The sequence below is a fragment of the Halomonas sp. 111 genome (assembly GCF_052379685.1).
Classification (GTDB): domain Bacteria; phylum Pseudomonadota; class Gammaproteobacteria; order Pseudomonadales; family Halomonadaceae; genus Vreelandella; species Vreelandella citrativorans.
This window is the reverse complement of the sequence record NZ_JBQSYV010000008.1, coordinates 22,470-44,692: the sequence shown is the minus strand read 5'-3', so window position 1 is coordinate 44,692 and position 22,223 is coordinate 22,470. Positions and strand designations below refer to the sequence as shown.

The window sequence follows — 22,223 nt, the reverse complement described above, 5'->3', positions numbered from 1 at the left end:
GCGTGTCTCTACGGTTACTTGATGATGCCGGTGACCCGGACGCGGCGCTCTGTTCGTGGGGTGGCCGCTGAAGGCAAGGCACGTGCGGCGCGTCGCTGGTCTATCACGTTTTTTAGCGCGATCAGCATCCCGGCCACAAAAAATGCGCCAGGCGGCAGCACGAAAAACAGAAATTGATAGTCGTCTACCAGGGTGAGTTGCCAATTGGCCGCGATAGGACCAAGCAGTAGCGCCATATCACTAAATAGCGTGCCTTGGCCCAATAGCTCACGCAGCCCGCCAAGCAGTACTAAAACGCTACCGAAACCAATGCCCATCATCAGGCCGTCAAGCGCTGCAAGTCCTACCGGTTGGCGGGAGGCAAACGCATCGGCACGCCCTAAAATGGCGCAGTTGGTGACGATTAGCGGAATAAAAATACCCAGCAGTTGATAGAGCGGGTAGGCATAGGCGGCCATCAATAGTTCAGCACAGGTAACAAACGCCGCGATGATCATGACAAAGGCCGGTAGCCGAACGGCATTCGGCACTTGGTGACGCACAAGCGATACGGCGGTGCTGGTGCCTACCATGACAAACAGCGTGGCGATGGCTAACCCTAGCGAGTTAACCACGGTTGTGCTGACGGCCAGCAGTGGACATAACCCCAGCAATTGTACTAATGCCGGATTATTGCTCCAAAGCCCGTCACGGGTCAGCGCTTGCCATTGGCTCATCGAATCGGCTCCTCAATGTTACCCGGTAGCGGCGTATTGGCGGCGTACTCTAAAGCGTTATGAACGGCCTCAATAACGGCACGAGGTGTAATGGTTGCGCCGGTAAAACCATCAAACTGGCCGCCCTCTTTTTTAACGGCCCAGGCATTTGGTGGCAGTTCATCAAGGCTTAATCCGTTAAAGCGGGTAATCCAGTCGCTGCGCTGGCGCTCAATCTTATCACCGAGGCCTGGGGTCTCCTGATGGTAGGTCACGCGTACACCGCTAATACGCTGCTGCTCATTTATTCCTACCAGTAAATCAATTTCTCCACTGTAACCCTGGCGCGTGATCACTGGCAGAACAGTAACGCGGTGATCCCCACGGCTGATTTGCCAGCCTGTCACTGGCGTTCGGTGGCCCAGGGCGGCGGCATTGGGCAAGTAGAAGGCACTGTTTAGCACTTGATCCGTCGGTGTATCAGCTAATGCCTGAGGCAGTACCGCTTGCAGCTGGCGGAGCTGGTAGGTTTGCTGATGCTGGGTAATACGTTCAGAGGTCAAGGCCCGGGTAACCGCGACGCTGCCTGCCGTAACGAGCGCGAAGATACCCAGCGTTAAAGCGCCACGCCGCATGGCGATAATGGGCGTCATCGTAATGCTCCTGGCGCGCCTTTTGAGTGGCCTTGAGGGCGGGGCACGGTGTACAGGTCAATCAATGGGACGCACAGGTTCATCAACAAAACGGCAAAAGCCACCGCATCCGGATAGCCTCCCAGGTTGCGAATCACCATGATCAGCACCCCCATGCCCATGCCGTACAGCAATTTTCCGCGCTGGCTGGTCGCCGCGGATACTGGGTCGGTGGCAATAAAGAAAGCCCCAAACAGCGCCGCACCGGTTAGCAGGTGAAAAAGAGGCGATGCAAAACGGTTAGGATCAAGTAGATGAAACAGTGTTGCCAACGCTACCAGACTACCTAACAGGGCGATGGGAATGTGCCAACTAATAATCCGTTTAAACAGCAGCAGCACCCCGCCCGCAAGCCAGGCCAGACTGATGCTGTACCAGGCTGCAAGCGTTTGTTCGGGTAGCGGTGCGCTTAACCAGAACTGCTCGGCAGAGAGCCCTTCGGCCTTATGTTTGAACACATCCAATGGCGTTGCACCGCTAAGCGCATCAAGTTGGGAAGTAGGCAGTGTTCCGAGAATTTGTGCCCAGAGCGTCTCGCTAATGAGTGGCTGAGGCGGCGCCCACAGCGTCATGTACGTAGGAAATGAGACCAGCAATAGCGCATAGCCCACCATGGCCGGATTAAACGGATTATGCCCCAGGCCACCATACAGCTGCTTGGCAATCACCATGGCGGCGATCATGCCGACCCCAATTAGCCACCAAGGGCTTGCCGGAGGGAGCGAGGCACCCAGCAGTACGCCAGTAAGTAGGGCGCTGGTATCCGTTAAGGCTGGCGCGATGGGTCGGCGGCGAAGGCGCAGCATGCCCGCCTCAAGAAACATGCCCATAATGGCCGCCAAGGCAATATTGCTGAGTACGCCCAACCCAAAGTAATACGTCATGGCCAACACGCCAGGCAGTGTGGCGACCACCACCCAGCGCATTAATGACGCCGTTGCTGGTGTTGTTGACTTGGCAGAGGAGGCGCTTACTTGTGATGCGTGAAACATACTCATGGGGTGTCCTCCTCGGTCGGTGCTTTAGCACTTTCACGCGCTTGCGCCAGCTGTAAATCGGCGGCCTTAAGATTTTCCTGGGCGGTCGCCAGCAGCGTTTCCAGGTCTTCATGGGAGTGCTGAGGCTCTTGCTGGGCTGCCCGCGCGAGCACTTTTTCGGCTTTTCTAACCGCTGCCTTGGCCGCCGTTTGGGCAATACGCAGGCTGCGCAAGTCGGCTGGAGGCGCGCTGGTGCTCTCGTTACTGGCGTTGCCGTCGGTGGGCTTGTTGTGCGCTAGCCGGGCCTGGCGGCGCGCCTGTTTTTCTGTCTCTTCTCGGGCCAAGCGTGCCTGGCGAAACTCGAAGCGATGCTTGGCATGTTCGGCCTTGGCTGCTTCAATTTGTTGGTAGCGAAGGCGACGTTTGGCGTCGCGGTAATCATCGACCAGCGAAATATGGCTAGGGCAAACATAGCTACAGGCGCCACATTCGATGCAGTCAAAAAGGTGATAGCTCGTTAGCTTGTCGTCGTCCTGGGCGCGGGCGTACCAGTGCAACTGCTGAGGAAGCAGCTGGGCGGGGCATACGTTTTCACACGCTCCGCAGCGGATACAAGGGGATTCCCTCGACGCAGACGGCAGTTCGTCAGGCGTTGCCGCAATCAGGCAGTTAGTCGTTTTGATCACGGGCGCTGTGAGCGACTCAAGCGAGCTGCCCATCATCGGGCCGCCCTGAACAACGCGACCAAGCTTGGCATTATCAAGGCCTGCATGAACCAGCAGGTTCTCAATGGATGTTCCTAAGCGCACCCAGTAGTTGCCCGGTTGGTTAATCGCTTCTCCGGTAAGCGTCACCACGCGCTCAACCAGCGGTTGGCCATCACGCACTGCATGAAGTGCTGCCAGTAGCGTGCCGGGGTTGTGGCAAAGCACCCCAACATCTGCCGGTAGGCCTTGGCTGGGTACTGTTCGGTTCAACAGCTTTTTAATTAACTGTCGCTCGCTACCACTTGGATAACGAGTAGGGATAACGGCCAGCGTCACGCGGGCTGGCTGGCTGTCTGGAAGGACATGCTCCAAGGCGGTAATGGCCTCGGGCTTATTATCTTCAATCCCGATGATGATCTGCTGGGCACCGCATAAGGCAGCGATGAGCTGTGCGCCTTCCAGCACGTCGCCTGGATAATTCCGTAATGTGAGGTCATCGACCGTAATGTAAGGCTCGCATTCGGCGGCGTTAATCACCAGCGTGTCGATAGCATGGCGCTCAATCACGCGAGCCTTGATATGGGTCGGGAAACCGGCACCACCTAACCCGACCACACCGCTGTCATCCAGCCGCGTAAGCAGCGTAGGCGCATCCGTCTTGCGCCAATCAAGCGGGGGGAGATATTGCCAGGTATCCTGGCCATCGCTGTCTAAGTGAATAACGTCGCTATCTACTTGGCTAACCGTGCCACTCACTGTCGCGTGGATATCTGCGGATATCAAACCATCGCGCTTGGCGATCAGGCTGCCAACGCGAACATGATCGCCCCGGGCCACACAGGGGGTGGCGGGGCGGCCGCTATGCTGGCACAGCGGAAGGATGACCTGCGACGGTAACGGGGCACGTCGCAACGGTGATTGCGTTGAACGGTCCTTTCGCTCCGGTGGGTAGATGCCGCCTGGGAAATCAAATGGGTGTGCCATCTGGCCCCCTTGTTGCTGGTGTACGGTCGCTTGCAATGACGCCAGTGGGTAAAACAACGGGCTGCCACTGGCCAAGCGGCGTGCTCCGGGGCAGCATGTCGATACAGTCTACCGGGCATGGGTCAACGCATAAGTCACAGCCTGTGCACTCATCTTCAATCACGGTGTGCATCTGTTTGGCCGCGCCAATAATGGCATCCACTGGGCACGCCTGAATGCACTTGGTGCAGCCAATGCACTCGGCCTCGCGGATATACGCCACGTTGGCTTCGCTGAGCGCCTCGCCATCAAGTGGCTCGGGTTCACGGCCGAGTAGGTCTGCCAAGGCATGAATGGTTGCCTCGCCACCGGGCGGGCACTTGTTGAGTGCGTCGCCCTCATTAATCGCTTCGGCGTAAGGGCGGCAACCTGGGTAGCCGCATTGGCCGCACTGAGTTTGGGGCAGCAGCGCATCAATTTGCTCAACAAGAGGGTGCTCGTCCCCCTTAAAACGTTCACTAACCGCCCCCAGTAGGGCGCCAAAACCGATGCCAAGCCCCGTCAAGATGCCAATTGAACTGACAATCCCCCAGAGAGAAAAACCATCACTCATGGTAGAAAATTACCCTTGAGTTAAACCAGAAAAACCAAGAAAGGCGAGCGACATAAGGCTGGCAGTGACCATGGCAATAGCGGCCCCTTTGAAAGGCCTGGGGACATCCGCGCCAGCCAAGCGCTCGCGCATGGCGGCAAACAGGACCAACACCAGCGAGAAGCCGAGCGCTGCCCCCAGCCCATAGAGTGTGGTATGAAAAAAGCCAAGCTCACGGTTGAGCGAGAGCAGAGCAACACCCAGTACGGCACAGTTGGTCGTAATCAGGGGCAGAAAGATGCCCAGCACTTGATGTAGCAACGGGCTTAAATGGCGCACCATGATTTCGGTGAATTGCACGACGGCAGCAATCACCACAATAAAGCTGATGGTGCGCAGGTAAGTAACATCCAAAGGCACCAACAAGCCATAATAAACGACGTAGCTTGCTGCAGAGGCGAGGGTTAATACGAACGTCGTTGCCAGTGACATTCCCATGGCGGACTCCAGTTTGTTGGAAACCCCCATAAACGGACAGAGCCCCAAAAACTGTACCAAGACAAAATTATTGACCAGCGCGGTGCTGATCAAAATGATGAATAACTCACTCATAGTGACGTATCGTGGCTGACAGCTGAAAAATCAGCGTTAGGCAGTGTGAATATCTTGACCTGATGATGTCCTGCCGCTTTGGCATTATAAAGCACTTGATCGGCGATGCTCATCATGACTAACGAGCATAGTGCGAGCAAGAGCACACCACTCAACGCTACTAAAAATTGAAAACGCAGTGATTGAGAGAAGTGCCGATGCATAATCAGGCCTAAACGGAGAGTCTTATAAAAGGTTTATTAAGCAATCCACGTAAGAAGGGGGTAGAGCTTGGTCGTCTCTACCCCCCGGAAGTGCTTGAAGGTCGGCTACATTACACGTTGGCCGGGTTCGGCACCAGCGTCAGGTGAAAGCAGATAAATGCCGTCTTTATTGGCAGAGGCAAGTACCATGCCTTCGGAAAGGCCAAAACGCATTTTACGCGGCGCAAGGTTGGCTGCCATGACGGTAAGACGTCCCTCAAGCGCCTCAGGCGCATAGGCGCTGCGAATGCCGGAGAAAACATTGCGGGTTTCACCGCCTAAATCCAGCGTTAATTGCAGCAGCTTGTCCGCGCCCTCTACATACTGTGCCTTGGTGATCCGGGCAATGCGCAGGTCTACCTTGGCAAAGTCGTCAAAGCTAATTTCGGCGGCAATGGGGTCATCTGCTAGAGGCCCTTTGGGTGCTTCTTTAAGCTTTTGCTCTTCCACCAAATCCTCCTTGGAAGCTTCAATCATGGCGTCAATTTTGTCACGCTCTACGCGGGTCATAAGAGGTTTGAATTTCTCCACCTCATGATTAACCAGCACATTATGACGGCTTTCCCAGTTAAGTGAATCAAGCTTCAAGAAGGCTTGTGCCTGAGCGGCCATGGTGGGTACCACGGGGGCCAAGTACACCATTAGTTGGCGGAAGAGGTTGATGCCGACTGAACAAATCTCGAGCACTTCTTGGTCATGGCCATCTTGCTTAGCGAGCGCCCAAGGCTCTTTCTCGGCAATATAGGTATTGGCTTCATCCGCCAGCTCCATGATTTTACGCATGGCACGGCTAAATTCGCGTGCTTCAAAATCATCGGCAATGTCATCGCCCGCGGCGATAAATCGGGCGACCATCTGCGGTTCGGCGCAGTGCGCTGAAAGGGTGCCGCCACCTAACTTTTTAACGAACCCGGCACAACGGCTGGCAATGTTAACCACTTTACCCACGAGGTCTGAATTAACCCGTGCGGCAAAATCATCCAGGTTGAGGTCCAGGTCATCCACTTTGGACGTCAGCTTGGCCGCGAAGTAATAGCGCAAATACTCGGGATTCAAGTAATCGGCATAGGTCGAAGCCTTGATAAAGGTGCCGCGCGACTTCGACATTTTGGCACCATCTACGGTCAAAAAGCCGTGGCAATTTACCGCGGTGGGCGTGCGTAAATCGGCGCCATGCAGCATGGCTGGCCAGAAAAGTGCGTGGAAATAGACAATGTCTTTCCCAATAAAGTGGTAGATCTCGGCGTTGGAGTCTTTATTCCAGTAGCTATCGAAATCAATGCCGTCACGGTCACACAAATTCTTGAAGCTGGCTAAGTAACCGATAGGGGCATCAAGCCATACATAAAAGTATTTGCCCGGCGCGTCGGGGATTTCAAACCCGAAATAGGGCGCATCACGGGAGATATCCCATTCGTTAAAGCCTGATTCAAACCACTCCATCAGCTTGTTACGAATCTGTGGCTGTACGTGGCCATCGTTGATCCAACGCTGCAGGAACTCGGCAAAGTCCGGCAACTTAAAGAAGTAATGGGTTGAAGAGCGTACTTCCGGGATTGCGCCGGAAATGGCGGATACCGGGTTGATCAAGTCAGCAGGGGTGTAAGTGGCACCACACTTTTCGCAATTATCACCGTACTGGTCGTCGGTGCCGCATTTCGGACAGGTGCCTTTGATGAAACGGTCCGCCAGGAACAGGCCTTTTTGCGGGTCGTACATCTGCTCTATATCGCGGGTGGCGATATGGCCTTTATCACGCAGACGCTTATAGATAACCTCACTGAGGTGCCGGTTCTCTTCCGAATGCGTGGAATGGTAGTTGTCAAAGTCAACGTTGAAGCGAGCGAAGTCTTCCTGGTGATCGCGTGAGACGCGGTCAATCAAAGCTTCAGGCGTAATACCTTCCTGCTCGGCACGCAGCATGATGGCCGTACCATGAGCGTCGTCGGCGCAAACGTAGTAGCACTGCTGGCCACGGCTTTTCTGAAAACGTACCCAGATATCGGTTTGGATATATTCAAGTAAGTGACCGAGGTGGATCGCTCCGTTAGCGTAGGGGAGCGCGCTGGTCACCAGAATATTGCGCGTGGCAGAGTTAGACATGGTGAATGATAATTCCGGTTAGACGATAACAATAAAACGGCGAAGTTAGCCGGCAGCTGGCCGGTAACAAGGTACGATGCAGGCGTTTAAATTGACGTTAAAGCGCGTGCAGTCTTGATGTCGGGTGGTTAGTAAAGTGCCTGCTCTTCTTGAACGACCTCTTTTAAAAGCTCTAAAAACAGTTTGTCAGCCTCTGAATGCTCGGCAGGATCTTCCGGAATGTGGACACTGGTAGTGCCAGATATCTCATTGGCGATTCGCGCCATTACTGCCGGGCTGCTGCCTTCGCTTAATTGCTGACGCGCGATTACCAGCGACTGACCAAGAATGTCAGGATCTTGAAGCAGTTTGCGTATGAAACCGCGCAGTTCATTAATAATACGTGTTTTTTGAATTTCTGATGCAGACATAAGAGTCTCCTTAACGCGGCGCTTGAGCTGATTATCAAGCGAAGCCAGTCCATGCATTGACCATAGCATTTTTAGTGCAGCGAGTATGGCTTGTCTACGTTTAGACCAGTGATTTAGCCTACTACGTTAACGTTAAACGGCCTGCTTTGTGTTTTACAGGATTGGCATACTGAGCCAGCCAGTAAGGACGCAGATTCTCCGGCACCGCCGCCATTCGCGCCTGGAAGCGTTCGCGGTCCTGGCGAGTGATGGTTTTACGGGCAACCAACTCCGGCGCTTCACCGAGTGCTTCCAGGGCTAAATAGTGGCTTGGGAAGAGGCGGTAGCCACCGATAACCTGACGATCAATCTCAGCGGCTACTTCATCGGGAGTCGCCATGTCGGCGCCTACCGGGGAGCCAAAACGCAGCTGTACTCTGCCTTTATCACCGGTAATGCCAGCAACGATAGAGCGAATATCTTCAAATTCACTTTTAGCATAGCTACCTTCTGTTGCCACGTCGTGTAGCTCCTGCGCTTTTTGCACGTCGCAAGGGTCATATTCATAGCTAATCGAGACAGGCACCAGCTTGAGTTCGGCTACCGCTTCACCAAACATCATGTCTCGCTCGGCATTACGCTTGGCCATGGTCAGCATCTTGATAATAGCGGGGTCGGTGCGGTCAATGCCGTTTTTGGCGCGGCCTTCACGCTGAGCCATCCAGATGGAGTGCTGGTCATCGGTAATTGAGTAACGAATATAAGCAGAAAGCTGTTGGTACGCTGCCAGCATCGCACGCTTTCCGCGCGCACTTCTGGGGACGATAAAGCTTTTATTGAGCCGCATTAGATCGGTGACATAGGGTTTTTTAAGCAGGTTGTCGCCAATGGCAATGCGTACCGTATCGCGGCCCGCCTGGTAGAGTGCGTAGTTAACGAACGCGGGGTCGAGCGAAATATCCCGGTGGTTACCAATAAACAGATAAGCACTATTTGGGTCGAGCTTGTCCAGGCCTGCCACTTCAAACGCGTCGGTGGTAGTGCGGATCATGCGATCCATGTAGCTTGCGATGCGCATTTGAAAATCACGCACCGTTGCCACACCTTTTACTTCACGCTGTATCGCGTGGCTTGCAAGCTTTCGGGCAAGCGGCGGAACCCAGCGCGCCATGCGGGGAAGGCGAAAACGAGTAAGCGCATCAAGAAGCTCGCTATCGCGGGCCAGGTGCGCGAGAACATCGGCCACTTCGTTGTCTGTATAAGGGCGTATATCCGCCCATGGGTCAGCGGCGTTCAGTGCGTTGGGTGCGTCGTTGTGATGAGTCATGCGATCCGTTGGATGATAAACAATAAAGAACAATTCATAGCAGCGCGATCAACCCTTTAGTTACCTAACGGGGCAGCAGGTTCCTGCTTGTTTTCACCACCCAGCCACTCTATCAGACGAACAACGTCATTGGATAACGCTTGGGCCATCAAAATAAAGTCGGTTTCAAGCCGGGCCAGAGCGTCATCGCCGTCGTCAGCATGGTCGGCCTCTTCAATCAAAGCATCACCAAAACGCAACGATTTCAGAGCCAGGTCATCATGCAGAACGAAGCTTAATCGGCCTTCAAGGCTCATGGCGAGCTTGCTTGCCTGGCGTCCGCTCTCAAGTAGCTGCTGTATCTCATCGCTATCCAGGTCAACCTGACGAGCGCGGAGAACGCCATCGTCGCCTTTGGCTTTAAGTTCCACCTGGTCACCCAGCTGCAAATCTGCCGGGCGGCTTGCAGGGTCGCCAAGCCATGTTGTCATCGCACGAATAGGCAGTGTTTGGGATGACAAGGGCGTTGCCTTGAGGCTGCCTAAGGTTTCTCGTAACAGGTCTAGCAAGTCTTCAGCACGGGTACGAGAGCTGGCATTGATGCCGATCAAGTGGCGTCGTGTGTCCCACCAAAGGTCAATTTTTTGGCTGCGTACAAAGGCGCGAGGCAGAAGTGCTTCCGTCACCTGCTCTTTAAGCGCGGTTTTCTCTTTGCGAGTCACCTTGCGACCTTCGCGCGCTTCTATATCAGCGACCTGCTCGTCGACTTCCTCTTTGACAACAGAGGCAGGTAGCAGGCGTTCTTGACGCAGTACGGATAACAGCCGGTGGCCCTGAATTTCGTGTAGCAGTTGACCGCCGCCAAGGCGGCCTGCTGGTGCTGTCCAGCCTAGTCGGCGAGCATCCGCATTGCCGAGCGGTTTGGCCGCATGTGCTTGCAATGCGTCGGCAAGCGTTGAACTGTCGAGCTCAGGGGCGCCATGTAGGCGATATAAATGCAGGTGCTTAAACCACATGTCACCAGTCCTATCCAAAAGGTGGCACATTATGTCGAAAGCGGGGCGTTCCTGCCAGCACCTTGCCGCTTAGGTATAAGTTGTATGTGTTTTAAACTTGTGTTTGATTGAGGTAGTGGCTAATAAGCCTGTTGGCTTGCGCTTGTGTTTATTAAAAGGAGTTGTTATGTCGGTATTACCTTCTCGCGTTCAGCTGCGTGTACGTGGCTACCACTTGGACGGCTACGGGCATGTCAATAATGCACGCTATCTTGAGTTTATGGAGGAGGGGCGCTGGGCATTTTTTGATGAGCATCCAGCGATGATTAGCGAGCTCCATCAGGCGGGGCGGGCATTTGTGGTGGTGAACCTTAATATTGACTACCGCGCCGCCGCCGTTCAGGGCGATGACCTGACTATTCTGACAGGGATCGTCGAGGTAGGAGAACGCCGTGCGCTGTGTCATCACCGCATCTATCGCAGCGATGGTGTATTAGTTGCACAGGCCGATCTTACGTTTGTGCTTCTCGATATGCGGGCGAATAAAGCCTCGGTGATTGAAAATGAGCTTGCCGAGCGGCTGAATGCATTACTACTTACCAAAGAGCAGTTTACGCCTTAATAATCAAGGGGAGTGTCCTGGCTGCCCTTGGTGCGGATGCAGTGGTATGATGTAGCAGTATCTGCGCATCGTCTTTTTTAAAGGCGGTACTTTTAGCGCTTTCAACTCTCGCAGTGCCAATGCAGTGCAAAGGATCTGACTTTCATGGGTGACATCGCCAGAGAAATCTTGCCCGTCAATATTGAAGACGAGCTCAAACAGTCGTATCTCGACTATGCGATGAGTGTCATTATCGGCCGCGCGCTACCCGATGTGCGTGACGGTTTGAAACCTGTTCATAGGCGTGTGCTCTTCGCCATGCATGAGCTGGGGAATGACTGGAATAAACCGTACAAGAAATCGGCGCGTGTTGTCGGCGATGTCATCGGTAAATATCACCCGCATGGTGATAGTGCGGTTTACGACACTATCGTACGTATGGCGCAGCACTTCTCAATGCGCCACGTTCTGGTCGATGGCCAGGGTAACTTCGGTTCTATCGATGGTGATAACGCTGCTGCCATGCGTTATACCGAAGTGCGCATGTCGCGTTTGTCGCACGAGCTTCTTGCCGATCTTGAGAAAGATACCGTCGATTGGGTCGATAACTACGACGGCACCGAACGCATCCCTGCCGTTTTGCCTACTAAAGTTCCCAATCTGCTGATTAACGGCTCGTCGGGCATTGCCGTGGGCATGGCAACCAATATTCCGCCGCATAATATGCGCGAAGTGATTGACGGCTGTTTAGCGCTGATTGATGACTACACGCTGTCGGTGGATGACTTGATGGCGTACATCCCCGGCCCTGATTTCCCCACGGCGGGGATTATCAACGGCCGCGCTGGCATTTTAGATGCGTATCGCACCGGGCGTGGCCGCATCCATGTGCGCGCTAGCCATACAATTGAGCATCATGATAAAACCGGCCGTGACCACATCATCATTACCGAGCTGCCTTATCAGGTGAACAAGGCGCGCTTGATTGAAAAAATCGCCGAGCTGGTTAAAGAGAAAAAGATCGAAGGCATTGCCGAGCTGCGCGACGAGTCGGACAAGGACGGCTTGCGCGTGGTTATTGAGATTAAGCGTGGCGAATCGGGTGAAGTCGTCGTTAATAATCTCTTTGCTCAGACTCAGCTTCAAAACGTGTTTGGTATCAACATGGTGGCGTTGGAGAATGGCCAGCCCCGCACGTTGAACCTAAAAGAGATGTTAGAGGCATTTATCCGTCACCGCCGTGAGGTAGTGACGCGCCGGACGCTCTTTGAGCTTAAAAAAGCCCGTGAGCGTGGCCACCTTCTTGAAGGTCTGGCGGTGGCTATCTCGAACATTGACGACATCATCGAGATGATCAAGGCCTCGCCCAGCGCAGCCGAGGCGAAAGAGAAACTACTGGCGAAAACATGGCAACCGGGGCAGGTTACCGGCATGCTTGAGCGGGCAGGTGCTACCTCGTGCAAGCCCGAAGAGCTGGATGAAAGCTTTGGCCTTAACCCTTCCGCGACCGAATACCGCCTGTCGCCGGCTCAAGCGCAAGCCATCCTTGAGCTGCGCCTACATCGTCTGACCGGTCTTGAGACTGAGAAGCTGCTCAATGAGTACCTCTCTATTCTTGAAAAAATTGCAGAACTCACCGAAATTCTTGCCTCGGCCGACCGGCTAATGGAAGTGATTCGTGAAGAGCTGCATGCCGTGCGCGACCAGTATGGTAATGATCGGCGTACAGAGATTCAGGCAAGCCATCTGGATCTCTCAATCGAAGATTTGATCGCCGAAGAAGACATGGTGGTGACCGTGTCGCGTTCCGGCTATGCCAAAACTCAGCCGCTTTCGGATTACCAGGCGCAGCGGCGTGGCGGGCGCGGTAAGTCGGCAACATCGATGAAAGATGAGGATGTGATTGAGCATCTGCTCGTTGCGTCGACCCATGACACCGTTCTGCTGTTCTCCAACCGCGGTAAAGTGTACTGGCTGAAAGTATACGAGATGCCTTCAGCGAGCCGTGGTTCGCGCGGTAAACCGCTGGTCAATATGCTGCCGCTTGAAGAGGGTGAGTCGGTTAACGCCATCTTGCCGGTGCGTGACTACGACCCCGAGCACTATATTTTCTTCGCAACCGCCAATGGTACGGTGAAGCGTACCAGCCTGGAGCAGTTCTCGCGTCCGCGCAGCGTTGGCCTGATCGCCATTGACCTCGAAGAGGGCGACCGCTTGGTAGGTGCTGCTATTACGTCAGGCGCTGACCACGCCATGATGCTCTCTTCTAACGGTAAAGCGATCCGTTTTGAAGAGGGCAATGTTCGCGCAATGGGCCGTACTGCTCGCGGTGTGCGTGGCATGCGCTTGGCAGAGGGTGCTGAGGTTATCAGCCTGATCATTCCCAAGAGCCAGCAGATTGATGCTGAGGCTGATACGGATATTGATGTGGCAGAAGAAACCGTTGCTGAAAGCACCCAGGAAGAAGGCCAGATCTACATTCTAACGGCCAGCGAAAATGGTTATGGCAAGCGCACACGCCTGGAAGAGTTCCCGCTGCGCGGGCGTGGTGGCCAAGGTGTTATCGCCATGCAGACCAGTGAGCGTAACGGTGCTCTTGTGGCGGCCATGCAGGTGTATGACAGCGATGAGATGATGCTGATTACAGACCGCGGGACGATGGTACGTACGCGTGTGGAAGAGGTGTCTACCACCTCACGCAACACCCAAGGCGTTATGCTGATCCGTCTGGGTAAAGAAGAAAAACTGGTTAAAACAGTTCGTGTTGATGAGCCTGGTGACAGTGAGCTTGAGGCACTGGATGAAGAGGGTGAGCCAGACAACGCGGGCGACAGCGCACAGGACACGGCGACTGATGACACGTCACTATAACTTTTGTGCAGGGCCAGCGGCCCTGCCTGTTGCGGTGCTCGAAAGAGCCCGCAACGAGCTGGTAGATTACCAAGGGCGTGGCTTGTCCGTTATGGAGATGAGCCATCGCAGCGATGAATTTATAGCCATTGCTGAGCAGGCGGAAGCCGATTTCCGTCAGCTGCTAAGTGTGCCCGACAACTATAAGGTGCTGTTCCTGCAGGGGGGCGCCAGCATGCAGTTTGCCATGCTGCCGATGAACCTGCTGGGCCAGGGCGGTAGTGCCAACTTTATCCAAACGGGCATTTGGGGCAAAAAAGCGATTAGCGAAGTCAAGCGACTTGGCTATGCGTGCCACTTGGCTGGAAACAGTGAGGCGGGTGGGTATGTGGGTGTACCTTCCCAGGATGCGTTGACGCTAAGTGCGGATGCGGCCTATCTGCACTACACCTCCAATGAGACGATTGGCGGGCTGGAATTTGACTATACGCCGCAGGTTGTACGCGAAGATGGCCAGCATGTGCCGTTGGTCTGCGATATGTCCTCCAATATTTTGTCCAAGCCCATTAATGTTGCAGACTTTGGCGTTATCTTTGCTGGGGCCCAAAAAAATATTGGGCCGGCAGGTCTAACCCTTGCCGTAGTGCGTGATGATTTGCTCGGCCGGGCGGTCCCCAATACTCCTTCGCTGTTTGATTACCAAATGCTCGCAGACGCTGGGTCAATGGTGAACACGCCGCCAACCTATGCGTGGTACCTGGCAGGGCTTGTATTCCAGTGGTTACGTGATGATGTCGGTGGCCTGGTAGCTATGGATGCCATTAATCAGCGTAAAGCGGAAAAGCTTTATGGCGCGATTGATGCCAGCGATTTCTATAGCAATCCCATTGCAGTGGCTAATCGCTCGCGTATGAACGTGCCGTTTGTGCTGGCTGATTCAGCCCTCGATAAAGCGTTCTTGCAAGAGGCCGACCAAGCGGGACTACTGAATCTAAAGGGGCACCGTAGCGTGGGCGGTATGCGTGCCAGCTTGTATAACGCAGTACCCGAAGAAGCCGTTGATGCGCTGGTTGCTTTTATGGCTGATTTTGAACAGCGAAGAGGCTAATAATCATGTCCGACTCGTCGATCAATCTGGACGACCTGCGCCAACGTATCGATCAACTTGATGGCGATATACTACGCCTGATCAGTGAGCGCGCTGACTGTGCTCAAAAAGTGGCGCATGTAAAGCTGGCTCACGATAAGGATGCGGTGTTTTACCGGCCTGAGCGTGAAGCGCAAGTGCTGCGACGGATTATGTCGCTTAACAAGGGGCCGCTGGATTCCGAAGAAATGGCGCGGCTGTTTCGAGAAATCATGTCGGCTTGCTTGGCACTTGAGCAGCCGATCAAAGTAGCTTATCTGGGGCCTGAAGGGACGTTTACTCAGCAGGCGGCACTAAAGCACTTTGGCGAAAGCGCCATTAGCCTACCCATGGCAGCTATCGATGAAGTGTTTCGTGAAGTAGAAGCGGGTGCCGTGAACTATGGCGTAGTGCCTGTTGAAAATTCAACAGAAGGCGTTGTGAATCATACCCTCGATACGTTTATGGATTCGTCTATCCATATTTGTGGCGAGGTGGTGCTACGCATTCACCATCACCTGCTGATCAGTGATACGACGCGTCGCGATAAAATCTCCCGCATTTATTCGCATCCCCAGTCGTTTGGCCAATGCCGAAAGTGGCTGGATGCACATTACCCACACGCCGAACGGGTTCCTGTTTCCTCGAATGCAGAGGCTGCCAAGCTGGTCAAAACTGAATGGCACAGTGCGGCCATTGCAGGTGATATGGCGGCCAAACTGTATGGGCTTGAGCGCGTAGCTGACAAAATTGAAGATCGCCCGGATAACTCGACCCGGTTTTTGATTATTGGTAGTGAGCATGTGCCAATGGCAGGGGATGATAAAACCTCCATTGTCGTGGCCATGCGTAACCAACCTGGCGCACTGCACGACCTGCTTGAGCCTTTCCATCGGCATCATATTGATTTAACGCGCATCGAGACGCGCCCATCACGTACGGGCGTATGGAATTATGTTTTCTTTATCGATTTTAAGGGCCACGCTGACGAACCGCGCGTTGCTGCCGTGTTGGAAGAGGTAAGGTTACGCGCCTCGGAGCTTCGCGTTTTAGGTTCCTATCCGCAGGGCGTGCTGTGACCGCTATGGCATCATCGGTCGTTGAAGCACCTTCCTGTAATGAACAGCGGCTATTGATCGTTGGCCTCGGCTTGATTGGTGGGTCACTCGCAGCAGCGCTGCGCGCCTCAGGGTTTAATGGCGTGATTGTGGCTTGCGATCCAAGCGAAGATGAAATCGCTCGCGGTGTCGAGATGGGGTTAATCGATACGGGGGGCGTCACTCTCGCTGACCAAGTGGCAGACGCGACCATGATCGTCCTCGCGGTGCCCGTGCTTGCCATGGAGCCGGTGATGGCATCGTTGGCAGGCGTGCTTTCGCAAGCGGCGGCCAATGTGGTGCTAACCGATGTGGGCAGTACCAAAGCCACTATTCGTGACTGCGCCGAGCGTGTGTTTGGTGCGGTGCCAGCCAATATGGTGTTGGGTCATCCTATTGCGGGGTCAGAAAAGAGCGGTGTGGCGGCGGCTAATCCGCGCCTTTTTGCTGATCACAACGTTATTTTGACGCCTGAGCCAGGGGTTGATTGTGATGCGTTGGCGCGCGTGCGTGCGTTGTGGCAGGTCTGCGGCGCGAATGTGTTGGAGATGGACGTTGAGCGCCATGATCAGGTCCTTGCACGCACTAGTCATTTACCCCACTTACTGGCTTTTTCTCTGGTGGATACGCTAGCCCGTCAGGATGAGCGGCTTGAGATTTTCCGTTATGCCGCCGGTGGTTTTCGCGACTTTACGCGCATCGCAGGCAGCGACCCGGTCATGTGGCGGGATATTTTTACGGCTAACCGTGAGGCGGTTCTGGCATCTTTAGATGATTTTGAAGAAGGCCTGGCTCAGTTACGTCACGCGATTGAGCGAGGCGATAGCGATGCCCTGATTGCGACCTTTGATCGTGCCAGCCACGCACGCCATTACTTTGATACGTTATTGAATAAAACCAGCTACCAAGCGGAATACAATATGCAACCACAAGGCAAGGTAACCTACCGAGTTCGGCCCGGCGGCCAGGCGAAAGGCCATTTGCGCGTACCGGGTGACAAATCGATGTCACACCGCTCTATTATGCTAGGGGCGCTGGCTCAAGGCGTCACCGAGGTCAAAGGGTTTCTTGAAGGTGAAGATAGCCTGGCGACACTACAAGCGTTTCGTGAGATGGGCGTTGCGATTGAGGGGCCTCACCAGGGGTGTGTCACTATCCATGGCGTGGGAATGAAGGGGCTTAAGGCTCCGGCCGGGCCACTCTATGTGGGTAACTCAGGAACGGCGATGCGCCTGTTCTCGGGGCTTTTAGCCGGGCAGGCATTTGATAGCGAGCTTACCGGCGATGAGTCGCTAACCAAACGCCCCATGGGACGCGTGGCGGACCCGTTGCGGTTGATGGGTGCCTCCATTGAGACGGCTGAAGGTGGTCGGCCGCCGCTTAAAATTAAAGGTGGCGCGGCGCTCAAAGGTATTTTCTACGACATGCCTATGGCAAGTGCTCAAGTGAAATCATGCCTGCTGTTGGCTGGGCTTTATGCTGAAGGTGAGACACGGGTGCGTGAGCCGGCACCAACGCGTGACCATACCGAGCGTATGCTTAATGGTTTTGGTTATTCTGTGTCACGCGAAGGGGACATCTGTTGGTTGCAAGGTGGCGGTGCCTTGAGCGCTGGCCCCATTGACGTTCCTTCTGATATTTCATCGGCGACGTTCTTTATGGTAGCGGCTGCAATAACGCCGGGCGCTGATATCACCCTGGAGCATGTCGGTATCAACCCGACTCGCATTGGTGTTATTAATATTCTTACGTTAATGGGCGCCAACCTTGAGCTACTTAACGAAGCGGAAGTGGGTGGCGAGCCGGTTGCTGATATTCGTATCCGCTATGCACCCTTGAAAGGTATTGATATCCCGGTTGATCAAGTGCCCTTGGCGATTGACGAGTTCCCTGCGCTGTTTATTGCGGCGGCAAATGCTGCTGGCACCACGCGTCTTCGTGGTGCAGAAGAACTACGTGTCAAAGAGTCTGACCGTATTCAGGCCATGGCTGACGGGTTGGCGATTTTGGGTGTTGAACATACCGTGGTTGACGACGGAATCGATATTATCGGTAACGGTAATGACGAGGTTGCAAGCTACGGTGGTGGGCGCGTTAATAGTTTAGGTGACCATCGTATCGCTATGGCCTTTGCCATTGCCGCACTACGCGCAAGTGATGACATTATTATTGATGACTGCACCAATGTCGCTACGTCGTTCCCTACCTTCGTTGAGCTTGCCAATAAAATCGGTATGGGGGTTAACGTGGAGGGCGAGAATGACTAAGCCTATCCCTGTTCTGACCATTGACGGGCCAGGTGGGGCAGGCAAGGGAACCATCAGCAGTTTGGTTGCCGAGCGTTTAGGCTGGCATTTGCTCGACAGTGGAGCGTTATACAGGCTAACCGCCACCGCGGCGGTTAAGCATGGTATTGCGCTTGATGACGAAGCGGCTGTTGCTGCATTAGCCGAATCGCTGGATGTGGCATTTCCCATTGAAAATGGTAAGCCCCGCACGCTGCTTGAAGGTGATGAAGTAAGCCGGGCAATCCGGACCGAGCAAACTGGAGAGTTGGCTTCCCAAGTGGCAGCGCTTCCCGCTGTGCGCGCGGCTCTGCTTCAGCGGCAAAGAGATTTTCAGAAGGCGCCAGGCCTTGTCGCAGATGGCCGTGATATGGGTACCGTCGTATTTGTAGACGCGCCGCTAAAGATATTTCTAACTGCTAGTGCTGAGGAACGAGCGCGTCGCCGCCATCTTCAGTTGCAGGAAGCGGGCATGAATGCTAGTCTTTCGAGTCTTTTGAAGGAAATTCAGGCACGCGATGCACGCGACACGCAGCGCAGCGTGGCACCTCTCAAGCCGGCAGATGATGCCATTACGCTTGATACCACGCGTCTGAGCATACCGGAAGTGGTTGAACGGTTGACGGAATTGCTTGCCCAAAAAGGGTTAGCATCCGGCACCTGATTCTCCCTTGCGGCGTTTTTGGAAAGGTGTCATGACATGGCAGGGCGGCAGTTCATATGATCGTTCATATCAGAGAGCCCGGTCAGGTCTAACCAGCGTTAACACCTCCAAAGGCAGAGTGACATTAGGCCCGTACTCGCTGGTGGTACGGAGAAGGCATTTATGCCTCAACAACGTTGATCACGTAGGAAAACCATGAGCGAAAGCTTTGCTGAACTGTTTGAACAGTCCCTTAACGACATTAACATGGAGCCAGGCGCTATCGTCGCGGCTCAAGTTGTCGACATCGATGGCGACTGGGTTACCGTCAATGCTGGTCTGAAATCTGAAGGCCAGATCCCGGCGGCACAATTCCGCGATGAAAATGGCGAGTTAAACATCGCTATCGGTGACGACGTTCACGTTGCACTAGAAGCCGTAGAAGATGGCTTCGGTGAAACGCGTCTGTCCCGTGAAAAAGCCAAGCGCGCAGAAGCTTGGAAGATTCTGGAAGCCGCCTTCGAGAAAGACGAAATCATCAAAGGCGTGATCAACGGTAAAGTCAAAGGCGGCTTCACTGTCGATGTCGACTCTATCCGTGCCTTCCTGCCGGGTTCTTTGGTCGACGTACGTCCGGTTCGCGATACTGCGCATTTGGAAAATAAAGAGCTGGACTTTAAAGTCATCAAGCTTGATCCGAAGCGTAATAACGTTGTTGTTTCTCGTCGTGCTGTACTTGAAGCTGAAAACAGTGCCGAGCGCGAAGCGCTGCTGGCAACGCTACAAGAAGGCCAGCAGATCAAAGGTATCGTTAAGAACCTGACAGACTACGGCGCGTTCGTAGATCTGGGTGGTGTTGACGGCCTGCTGCACATTACCGATATGGCGTGGAAGCGTATTAAGCACCCGTCTGAAATCGTTGCTGTTGGCGACGAAATCAACGTTAAAGTGCTTAAGTTTGACCGTGAGCGCAACCGCGTTTCACTGGGTCTGAAGCAATTGGGCGAAGATCCGTGGGTCAACATTAAGCAGCGTTACCCGGAAGGCACCAAAGTACACGCTGTGGTCACTAACCTGACCGATTACGGCTGCTTTGCTGAGCTGGAAGAGGGCGTTGAAGGCCTGGTTCACGTTTCTGAAATGGACTGGACCAACAAAAACATCCATCCGTCTAAAGTTGTCCAAGTGGGCGACGATGTTGACGTCATGGTGTTGGATATCGACGAAGAGCGTCGTCGTATTTCTCTGGGTATCAAGCAGTGTACTGCTAACCCGTGGGAAACGTTCAACGCTGAATACAACAAGGGCGACCGTGTTTCAGGTACCATTAAGTCAATCACTGACTTCGGTATCTTCATCGGCCTTGAGGGTGGTATCGATGGTCTGGTTCATCTGTCCGACATTTCCTGGACAGAAACTGGCGAAGAGGCGGTTCGTAACTTCAAGAAAGGTGATGAAGCCGAAGCCGTTATTCTGTCTATCGATCCTGAGCGTGAGCGCATCTCTTTAGGTATCAAGCAAATGGATTCCGATCCTGTTGCTGAATACCTGTCTGTTAACGATAAGGGCAGCATGGTGACTGGCCGTATTGTTGAAGTAGACGCAAAAGAAGCACACGTTGAGCTGGCAACCGATGTTATTGCCATCCTCAAAGCCTCTGAAATCAGTGCTGACCGTGTTGAAGACGCGCGCAATGTACTGAATGAAGGCGACAGCGTTGAAGCGCGTATCATCAATGTCGATCGCAAGAGCCGTCAGATTAATCTGTCGATCAAAGCGAAAGAGCAGGACGATACTCGTCAGAACCTGAAGAAACTGCGTGACCAGGAACCCGAAGCTGGTGGCCCGACCACCATCGGTGATCTGATCAAGCAGCAGATGGGCCAAGACTAAGCTATTTAGTCGCTGGTTCTAAGAAGCGTCGCCCTATGGGCGGCGCTTTTTTGCTTATTAACAAGCTGTTTTCTAAGCCAGTTAGTTGTATTAAATTAGATTTACCAACCTGCTTAAAAACTTTTAAATCTACGCTATTCGCTTAAAAAACCTCTTAGTAATTGAATGAAAGTACACTAGACTATTGTCAATTAGTGCTTTTAAAGTAATAATGAGCGCGCATTTTGAACTAATGGATATGATGAGTGTCAATTCAATATCCAGAAGATAAATCTGAAGTATAAGGACTCCCCATGTCACTTCTAAACGAATATATCCAAAAAGAGCAGCAACTTAAGCAGTTGCAAGAAGACTTGCAGCGTCTTGAAGGAGACCAGCGTTTAAAAAGCGAGTTGGAATTCAAGGCTAAGCTTGAAGCGCTAATGAATGAATTTGGTAAGCGTCCTGCAGATGTTATCGCCCTGCTGGATCCGACAAACGATCAACGTGGCACCAAGGCTTCTGGCAGCAATAATGCTAGTCGCCGTAAGCGTCGCCTAAAAACGTATAAAAACCCCAATACGGGCGAAATTATCGAAACCCGTGGTGGTAACCATAAAGGTTTGCGTAGCTGGAAGGATGAATACGGTGACGAAACTGTTGAGTCCTGGCTGGAAAGCATGGAAGATTAATTAGCAACTACCGGCACTTCTCTTAAGAAATGCCGGTTTTGCTTTAACAAGAGGCAGATTTCCGGTGCGCGGCTCACAATAGGCCCGATAGCTATTCAATATTAAAAAAATATCTCCCGTTAGCTTAGCGCCGCAAAAGTTAGTGCTGCACTCTTTGCCAGCTTGAAATTATTTAGCGTGTTTGGTAATCGTGTCGCTGATATGGCCGTGTCGTTGCTGTGACATAGCTTGCAGGAAGGATAGCGTCGCCATAGGCATGCATGGCGCTTGCGAGCTAGGCTAGACGGTTGGCGTGCCTTCATGGGCTATTTGATGCAGCATACGGTGAGTACCATTGCTATTTCCGGGTATGCGCCCAATACTGGCTATCTGTTGAGCCCATCGCGTCGCCTTTCTGGCAATACGGTTTTGTATGAACATGCTAAGTAGCCTGTAGTCGTTCCTTGTCTAGCTCCGTGGCATATTCAACTGCTTCTATCAGCTCGGCAGTAGACCGGTCACGCTGCTGTTCTGTGCTGGTAAGAGCAAAGGGTGGAGAGTATTCTGTTTGTACACTACGCTCTTTTATGGTTTATTAAAAACAGGCTTGGCCTGATTTGATATCACTATTGAAAGGCGGGCGCTGTCTGGGAATATCGAGTTGCTGTCTGGCATACATGGATCGCTTGTGCATATAGCTTGCTCCATCGTATCGTGTTGACTATTGTTTGATTTTTTTGTGTACGATTCTGTGGCTGCTCGTCTTGCCTTTAAAACGTTAACGTTATTGGATAGCTGTGCCTTT

The 22,223-nt window shown here is 53.5% G+C and carries 18 protein-coding genes; 8 read left to right on the top strand and 10 right to left on the bottom strand.

The annotated features are described in order from the left end of the window. Positions 1–14 precede the first annotated feature (14 nt). The 10 genes from ACT3T7_RS07760 to ACT3T7_RS07715 form a co-directional block, all read right to left on the bottom strand. Entirely contained in the window at positions 15–716 is a 702-nt protein-coding gene (locus ACT3T7_RS07760; protein WP_444630584.1) for an electron transport complex subunit E, read from the bottom strand. Next, positions 713–1,348: an electron transport complex subunit RsxG gene (gene rsxG / locus ACT3T7_RS07755; protein ID WP_444630583.1), complete on the bottom strand. Its 636-nt coding sequence runs from the start codon at positions 1,346–1,348 to the stop codon at positions 713–715. Before rsxG ends, ACT3T7_RS07760 begins: the two co-directional genes overlap by 4 nt. Next, positions 1,345–2,385 (bottom strand): RnfABCDGE type electron transport complex subunit D, encoded by a 1,041-nt coding sequence (locus ACT3T7_RS07750; protein WP_444630582.1) that lies wholly within the window; start codon positions 2,383–2,385, stop codon positions 1,345–1,347. The genes rsxG and ACT3T7_RS07750 overlap by 4 nt, the downstream gene beginning before the upstream one ends. Next, positions 2,382–4,055, bottom strand: a complete 1,674-nt coding sequence (rsxC, locus tag ACT3T7_RS07745; RefSeq protein ID WP_444630581.1) for an electron transport complex subunit RsxC — start codon at positions 4,053–4,055, stop codon at positions 2,382–2,384. The genes ACT3T7_RS07750 and rsxC overlap by 4 nt, the downstream gene beginning before the upstream one ends. Then, positions 4,039–4,647 (bottom strand): electron transport complex subunit RsxB, encoded by a 609-nt coding sequence (gene rsxB / locus ACT3T7_RS07740; RefSeq protein ID WP_444622007.1) that lies wholly within the window; start codon positions 4,645–4,647, stop codon positions 4,039–4,041. The genes rsxC and rsxB overlap by 17 nt, the downstream gene beginning before the upstream one ends. A 9-nt stretch (positions 4,648–4,656) precedes the next feature. Next, positions 4,657–5,238: an electron transport complex subunit RsxA gene (gene rsxA / locus ACT3T7_RS07735; RefSeq protein WP_193053487.1), complete on the bottom strand. Its 582-nt coding sequence runs from the start codon at positions 5,236–5,238 to the stop codon at positions 4,657–4,659. A gap of 308 nt (positions 5,239–5,546) precedes the next feature. Continuing rightward, on the bottom strand, positions 5,547–7,583 hold the full coding sequence (metG, locus tag ACT3T7_RS07730) for a methionine--tRNA ligase (protein ID WP_444630580.1): 2,037 nt from the start codon (positions 7,581–7,583) through the stop codon (positions 5,547–5,549). Positions 7,584–7,711: 128 nt separating this feature from the next. Next, positions 7,712–7,993, bottom strand: coding sequence for a hypothetical protein (locus tag ACT3T7_RS07725; protein ID WP_087105533.1), 282 nt, complete (start codon positions 7,991–7,993; stop codon positions 7,712–7,714). A 121-nt stretch (positions 7,994–8,114) separates the two neighbouring features. Further along, a complete protein-coding gene (locus ACT3T7_RS07720; RefSeq protein ID WP_193053489.1) occupies positions 8,115–9,299 on the bottom strand; it encodes a 1-acyl-sn-glycerol-3-phosphate acyltransferase in 1,185 nt (394 codons plus the stop codon). 56 nt (positions 9,300–9,355) lie between these two features. After that, the gene (locus ACT3T7_RS07715; RefSeq protein ID WP_193056383.1) at positions 9,356–10,294 is read right to left on the bottom strand and encodes a recombination-associated protein RdgC; all 939 of its coding nucleotides are present in this window, start codon (positions 10,292–10,294) and stop codon (positions 9,356–9,358) included. Between the two features lie 166 nt (positions 10,295–10,460). On the opposite strand from ACT3T7_RS07715, the gene ACT3T7_RS07710 reads away from it, so the two are divergent. The 8 genes from ACT3T7_RS07710 (at position 10,461) to ACT3T7_RS07675 (ending at position 21,439) form a co-directional block, all read left to right on the top strand. Beyond that, positions 10,461–10,895 carry an acyl-CoA thioesterase gene (locus ACT3T7_RS07710; RefSeq protein WP_444627190.1) on the top strand — a complete coding sequence of 145 codons (435 nt, stop codon included), beginning with the start codon at positions 10,461–10,463 and terminating at the stop codon, positions 10,893–10,895. Positions 10,896–11,039: 144 nt separating this feature from the next. Further along, positions 11,040–13,745: a DNA gyrase subunit A gene (gene gyrA, locus ACT3T7_RS07705; protein ID WP_444630579.1), complete on the top strand. Its 2,706-nt coding sequence runs from the start codon at positions 11,040–11,042 to the stop codon at positions 13,743–13,745. Beyond that, positions 13,729–14,832, top strand: a complete 1,104-nt coding sequence (gene serC, locus ACT3T7_RS07700) for a 3-phosphoserine/phosphohydroxythreonine transaminase (RefSeq protein ID WP_444630577.1) — start codon at positions 13,729–13,731, stop codon at positions 14,830–14,832. Before gyrA ends, serC begins: the two co-directional genes overlap by 17 nt. A gap of 5 nt (positions 14,833–14,837) precedes the next feature. After that, on the top strand, positions 14,838–15,929 hold the full coding sequence (gene pheA, locus ACT3T7_RS07695) for a prephenate dehydratase (RefSeq protein ID WP_444627192.1): 1,092 nt from the start codon (positions 14,838–14,840) through the stop codon (positions 15,927–15,929). A gap of 5 nt (positions 15,930–15,934) precedes the next feature. Beyond that, positions 15,935–18,214 (top strand): bifunctional prephenate dehydrogenase/3-phosphoshikimate 1-carboxyvinyltransferase, encoded by a 2,280-nt coding sequence (locus ACT3T7_RS07690; protein ID WP_444630576.1) that lies wholly within the window; start codon positions 15,935–15,937, stop codon positions 18,212–18,214. Next, on the top strand, positions 18,207–18,896 hold the full coding sequence (gene cmk, locus ACT3T7_RS07685) for a (d)CMP kinase (protein WP_444630575.1): 690 nt from the start codon (positions 18,207–18,209) through the stop codon (positions 18,894–18,896). The genes ACT3T7_RS07690 and cmk overlap by 8 nt, the downstream gene beginning before the upstream one ends. 195 nt (positions 18,897–19,091) lie before the next feature. Continuing rightward, positions 19,092–20,768, top strand: a complete 1,677-nt coding sequence (gene rpsA / locus ACT3T7_RS07680) for a 30S ribosomal protein S1 (protein WP_172116551.1) — start codon at positions 19,092–19,094, stop codon at positions 20,766–20,768. 293 nt (positions 20,769–21,061) lie between these two features. Beyond that, a complete protein-coding gene (locus tag ACT3T7_RS07675) occupies positions 21,062–21,439 on the top strand; it encodes a histone-like nucleoid-structuring protein, MvaT/MvaU family (protein WP_172116552.1) in 378 nt (125 codons plus the stop codon). Positions 21,440–22,223: the final 784 nt, after the last annotated feature.

Excerpts from the sequence above, each read along its gene's own strand:
- ACT3T7_RS07715 (WP_193056383.1), bottom strand. The coding sequence starts at position 10,294 with ATGTGGTTTAAGCACCTGCATTTATATCGCCTACATGGCGCCCCTGAG.
- rsxB (WP_444622007.1), bottom strand. The coding sequence starts at position 4,647 with ATGAGTGATGGTTTTTCTCTCTGGGGGATTGTCAGTTCAATTGGCATC.
- ACT3T7_RS07690 (WP_444630576.1), top strand. The coding sequence starts at position 15,935 with ATGGCATCATCGGTCGTTGAAGCACCTTCCTGTAATGAACAGCGGCTA.
- ACT3T7_RS07710 (WP_444627190.1), top strand. The coding sequence starts at position 10,461 with ATGTCGGTATTACCTTCTCGCGTTCAGCTGCGTGTACGTGGCTACCAC.
- metG (WP_444630580.1), bottom strand. The coding sequence starts at position 7,583 with ATGTCTAACTCTGCCACGCGCAATATTCTGGTGACCAGCGCGCTCCCC.
- gyrA (WP_444630579.1), top strand. The coding sequence starts at position 11,040 with ATGGGTGACATCGCCAGAGAAATCTTGCCCGTCAATATTGAAGACGAG.
- ACT3T7_RS07760 (WP_444630584.1), bottom strand. The coding sequence starts at position 716 with ATGAGCCAATGGCAAGCGCTGACCCGTGACGGGCTTTGGAGCAATAAT.
- rsxA (WP_193053487.1), bottom strand. The coding sequence starts at position 5,238 with ATGAGTGAGTTATTCATCATTTTGATCAGCACCGCGCTGGTCAATAAT.
- ACT3T7_RS07675 (WP_172116552.1), top strand. The coding sequence starts at position 21,062 with ATGTCACTTCTAAACGAATATATCCAAAAAGAGCAGCAACTTAAGCAG.
- rsxG (WP_444630583.1), bottom strand. The coding sequence starts at position 1,348 with ATGACGCCCATTATCGCCATGCGGCGTGGCGCTTTAACGCTGGGTATC.
- ACT3T7_RS07725 (WP_087105533.1), bottom strand. The coding sequence starts at position 7,993 with ATGTCTGCATCAGAAATTCAAAAAACACGTATTATTAATGAACTGCGC.
- rsxC (WP_444630581.1), bottom strand. The coding sequence starts at position 4,055 with ATGGCACACCCATTTGATTTCCCAGGCGGCATCTACCCACCGGAGCGA.
- serC (WP_444630577.1), top strand. The coding sequence starts at position 13,729 with ATGACACGTCACTATAACTTTTGTGCAGGGCCAGCGGCCCTGCCTGTT.
- ACT3T7_RS07720 (WP_193053489.1), bottom strand. The coding sequence starts at position 9,299 with ATGACTCATCACAACGACGCACCCAACGCACTGAACGCCGCTGACCCA.
- rpsA (WP_172116551.1), top strand. The coding sequence starts at position 19,092 with ATGAGCGAAAGCTTTGCTGAACTGTTTGAACAGTCCCTTAACGACATT.
- pheA (WP_444627192.1), top strand. The coding sequence starts at position 14,838 with ATGTCCGACTCGTCGATCAATCTGGACGACCTGCGCCAACGTATCGAT.
- cmk (WP_444630575.1), top strand. The coding sequence starts at position 18,207 with ATGACTAAGCCTATCCCTGTTCTGACCATTGACGGGCCAGGTGGGGCA.
- ACT3T7_RS07750 (WP_444630582.1), bottom strand. The coding sequence starts at position 2,385 with ATGAGTATGTTTCACGCATCACAAGTAAGCGCCTCCTCTGCCAAGTCA.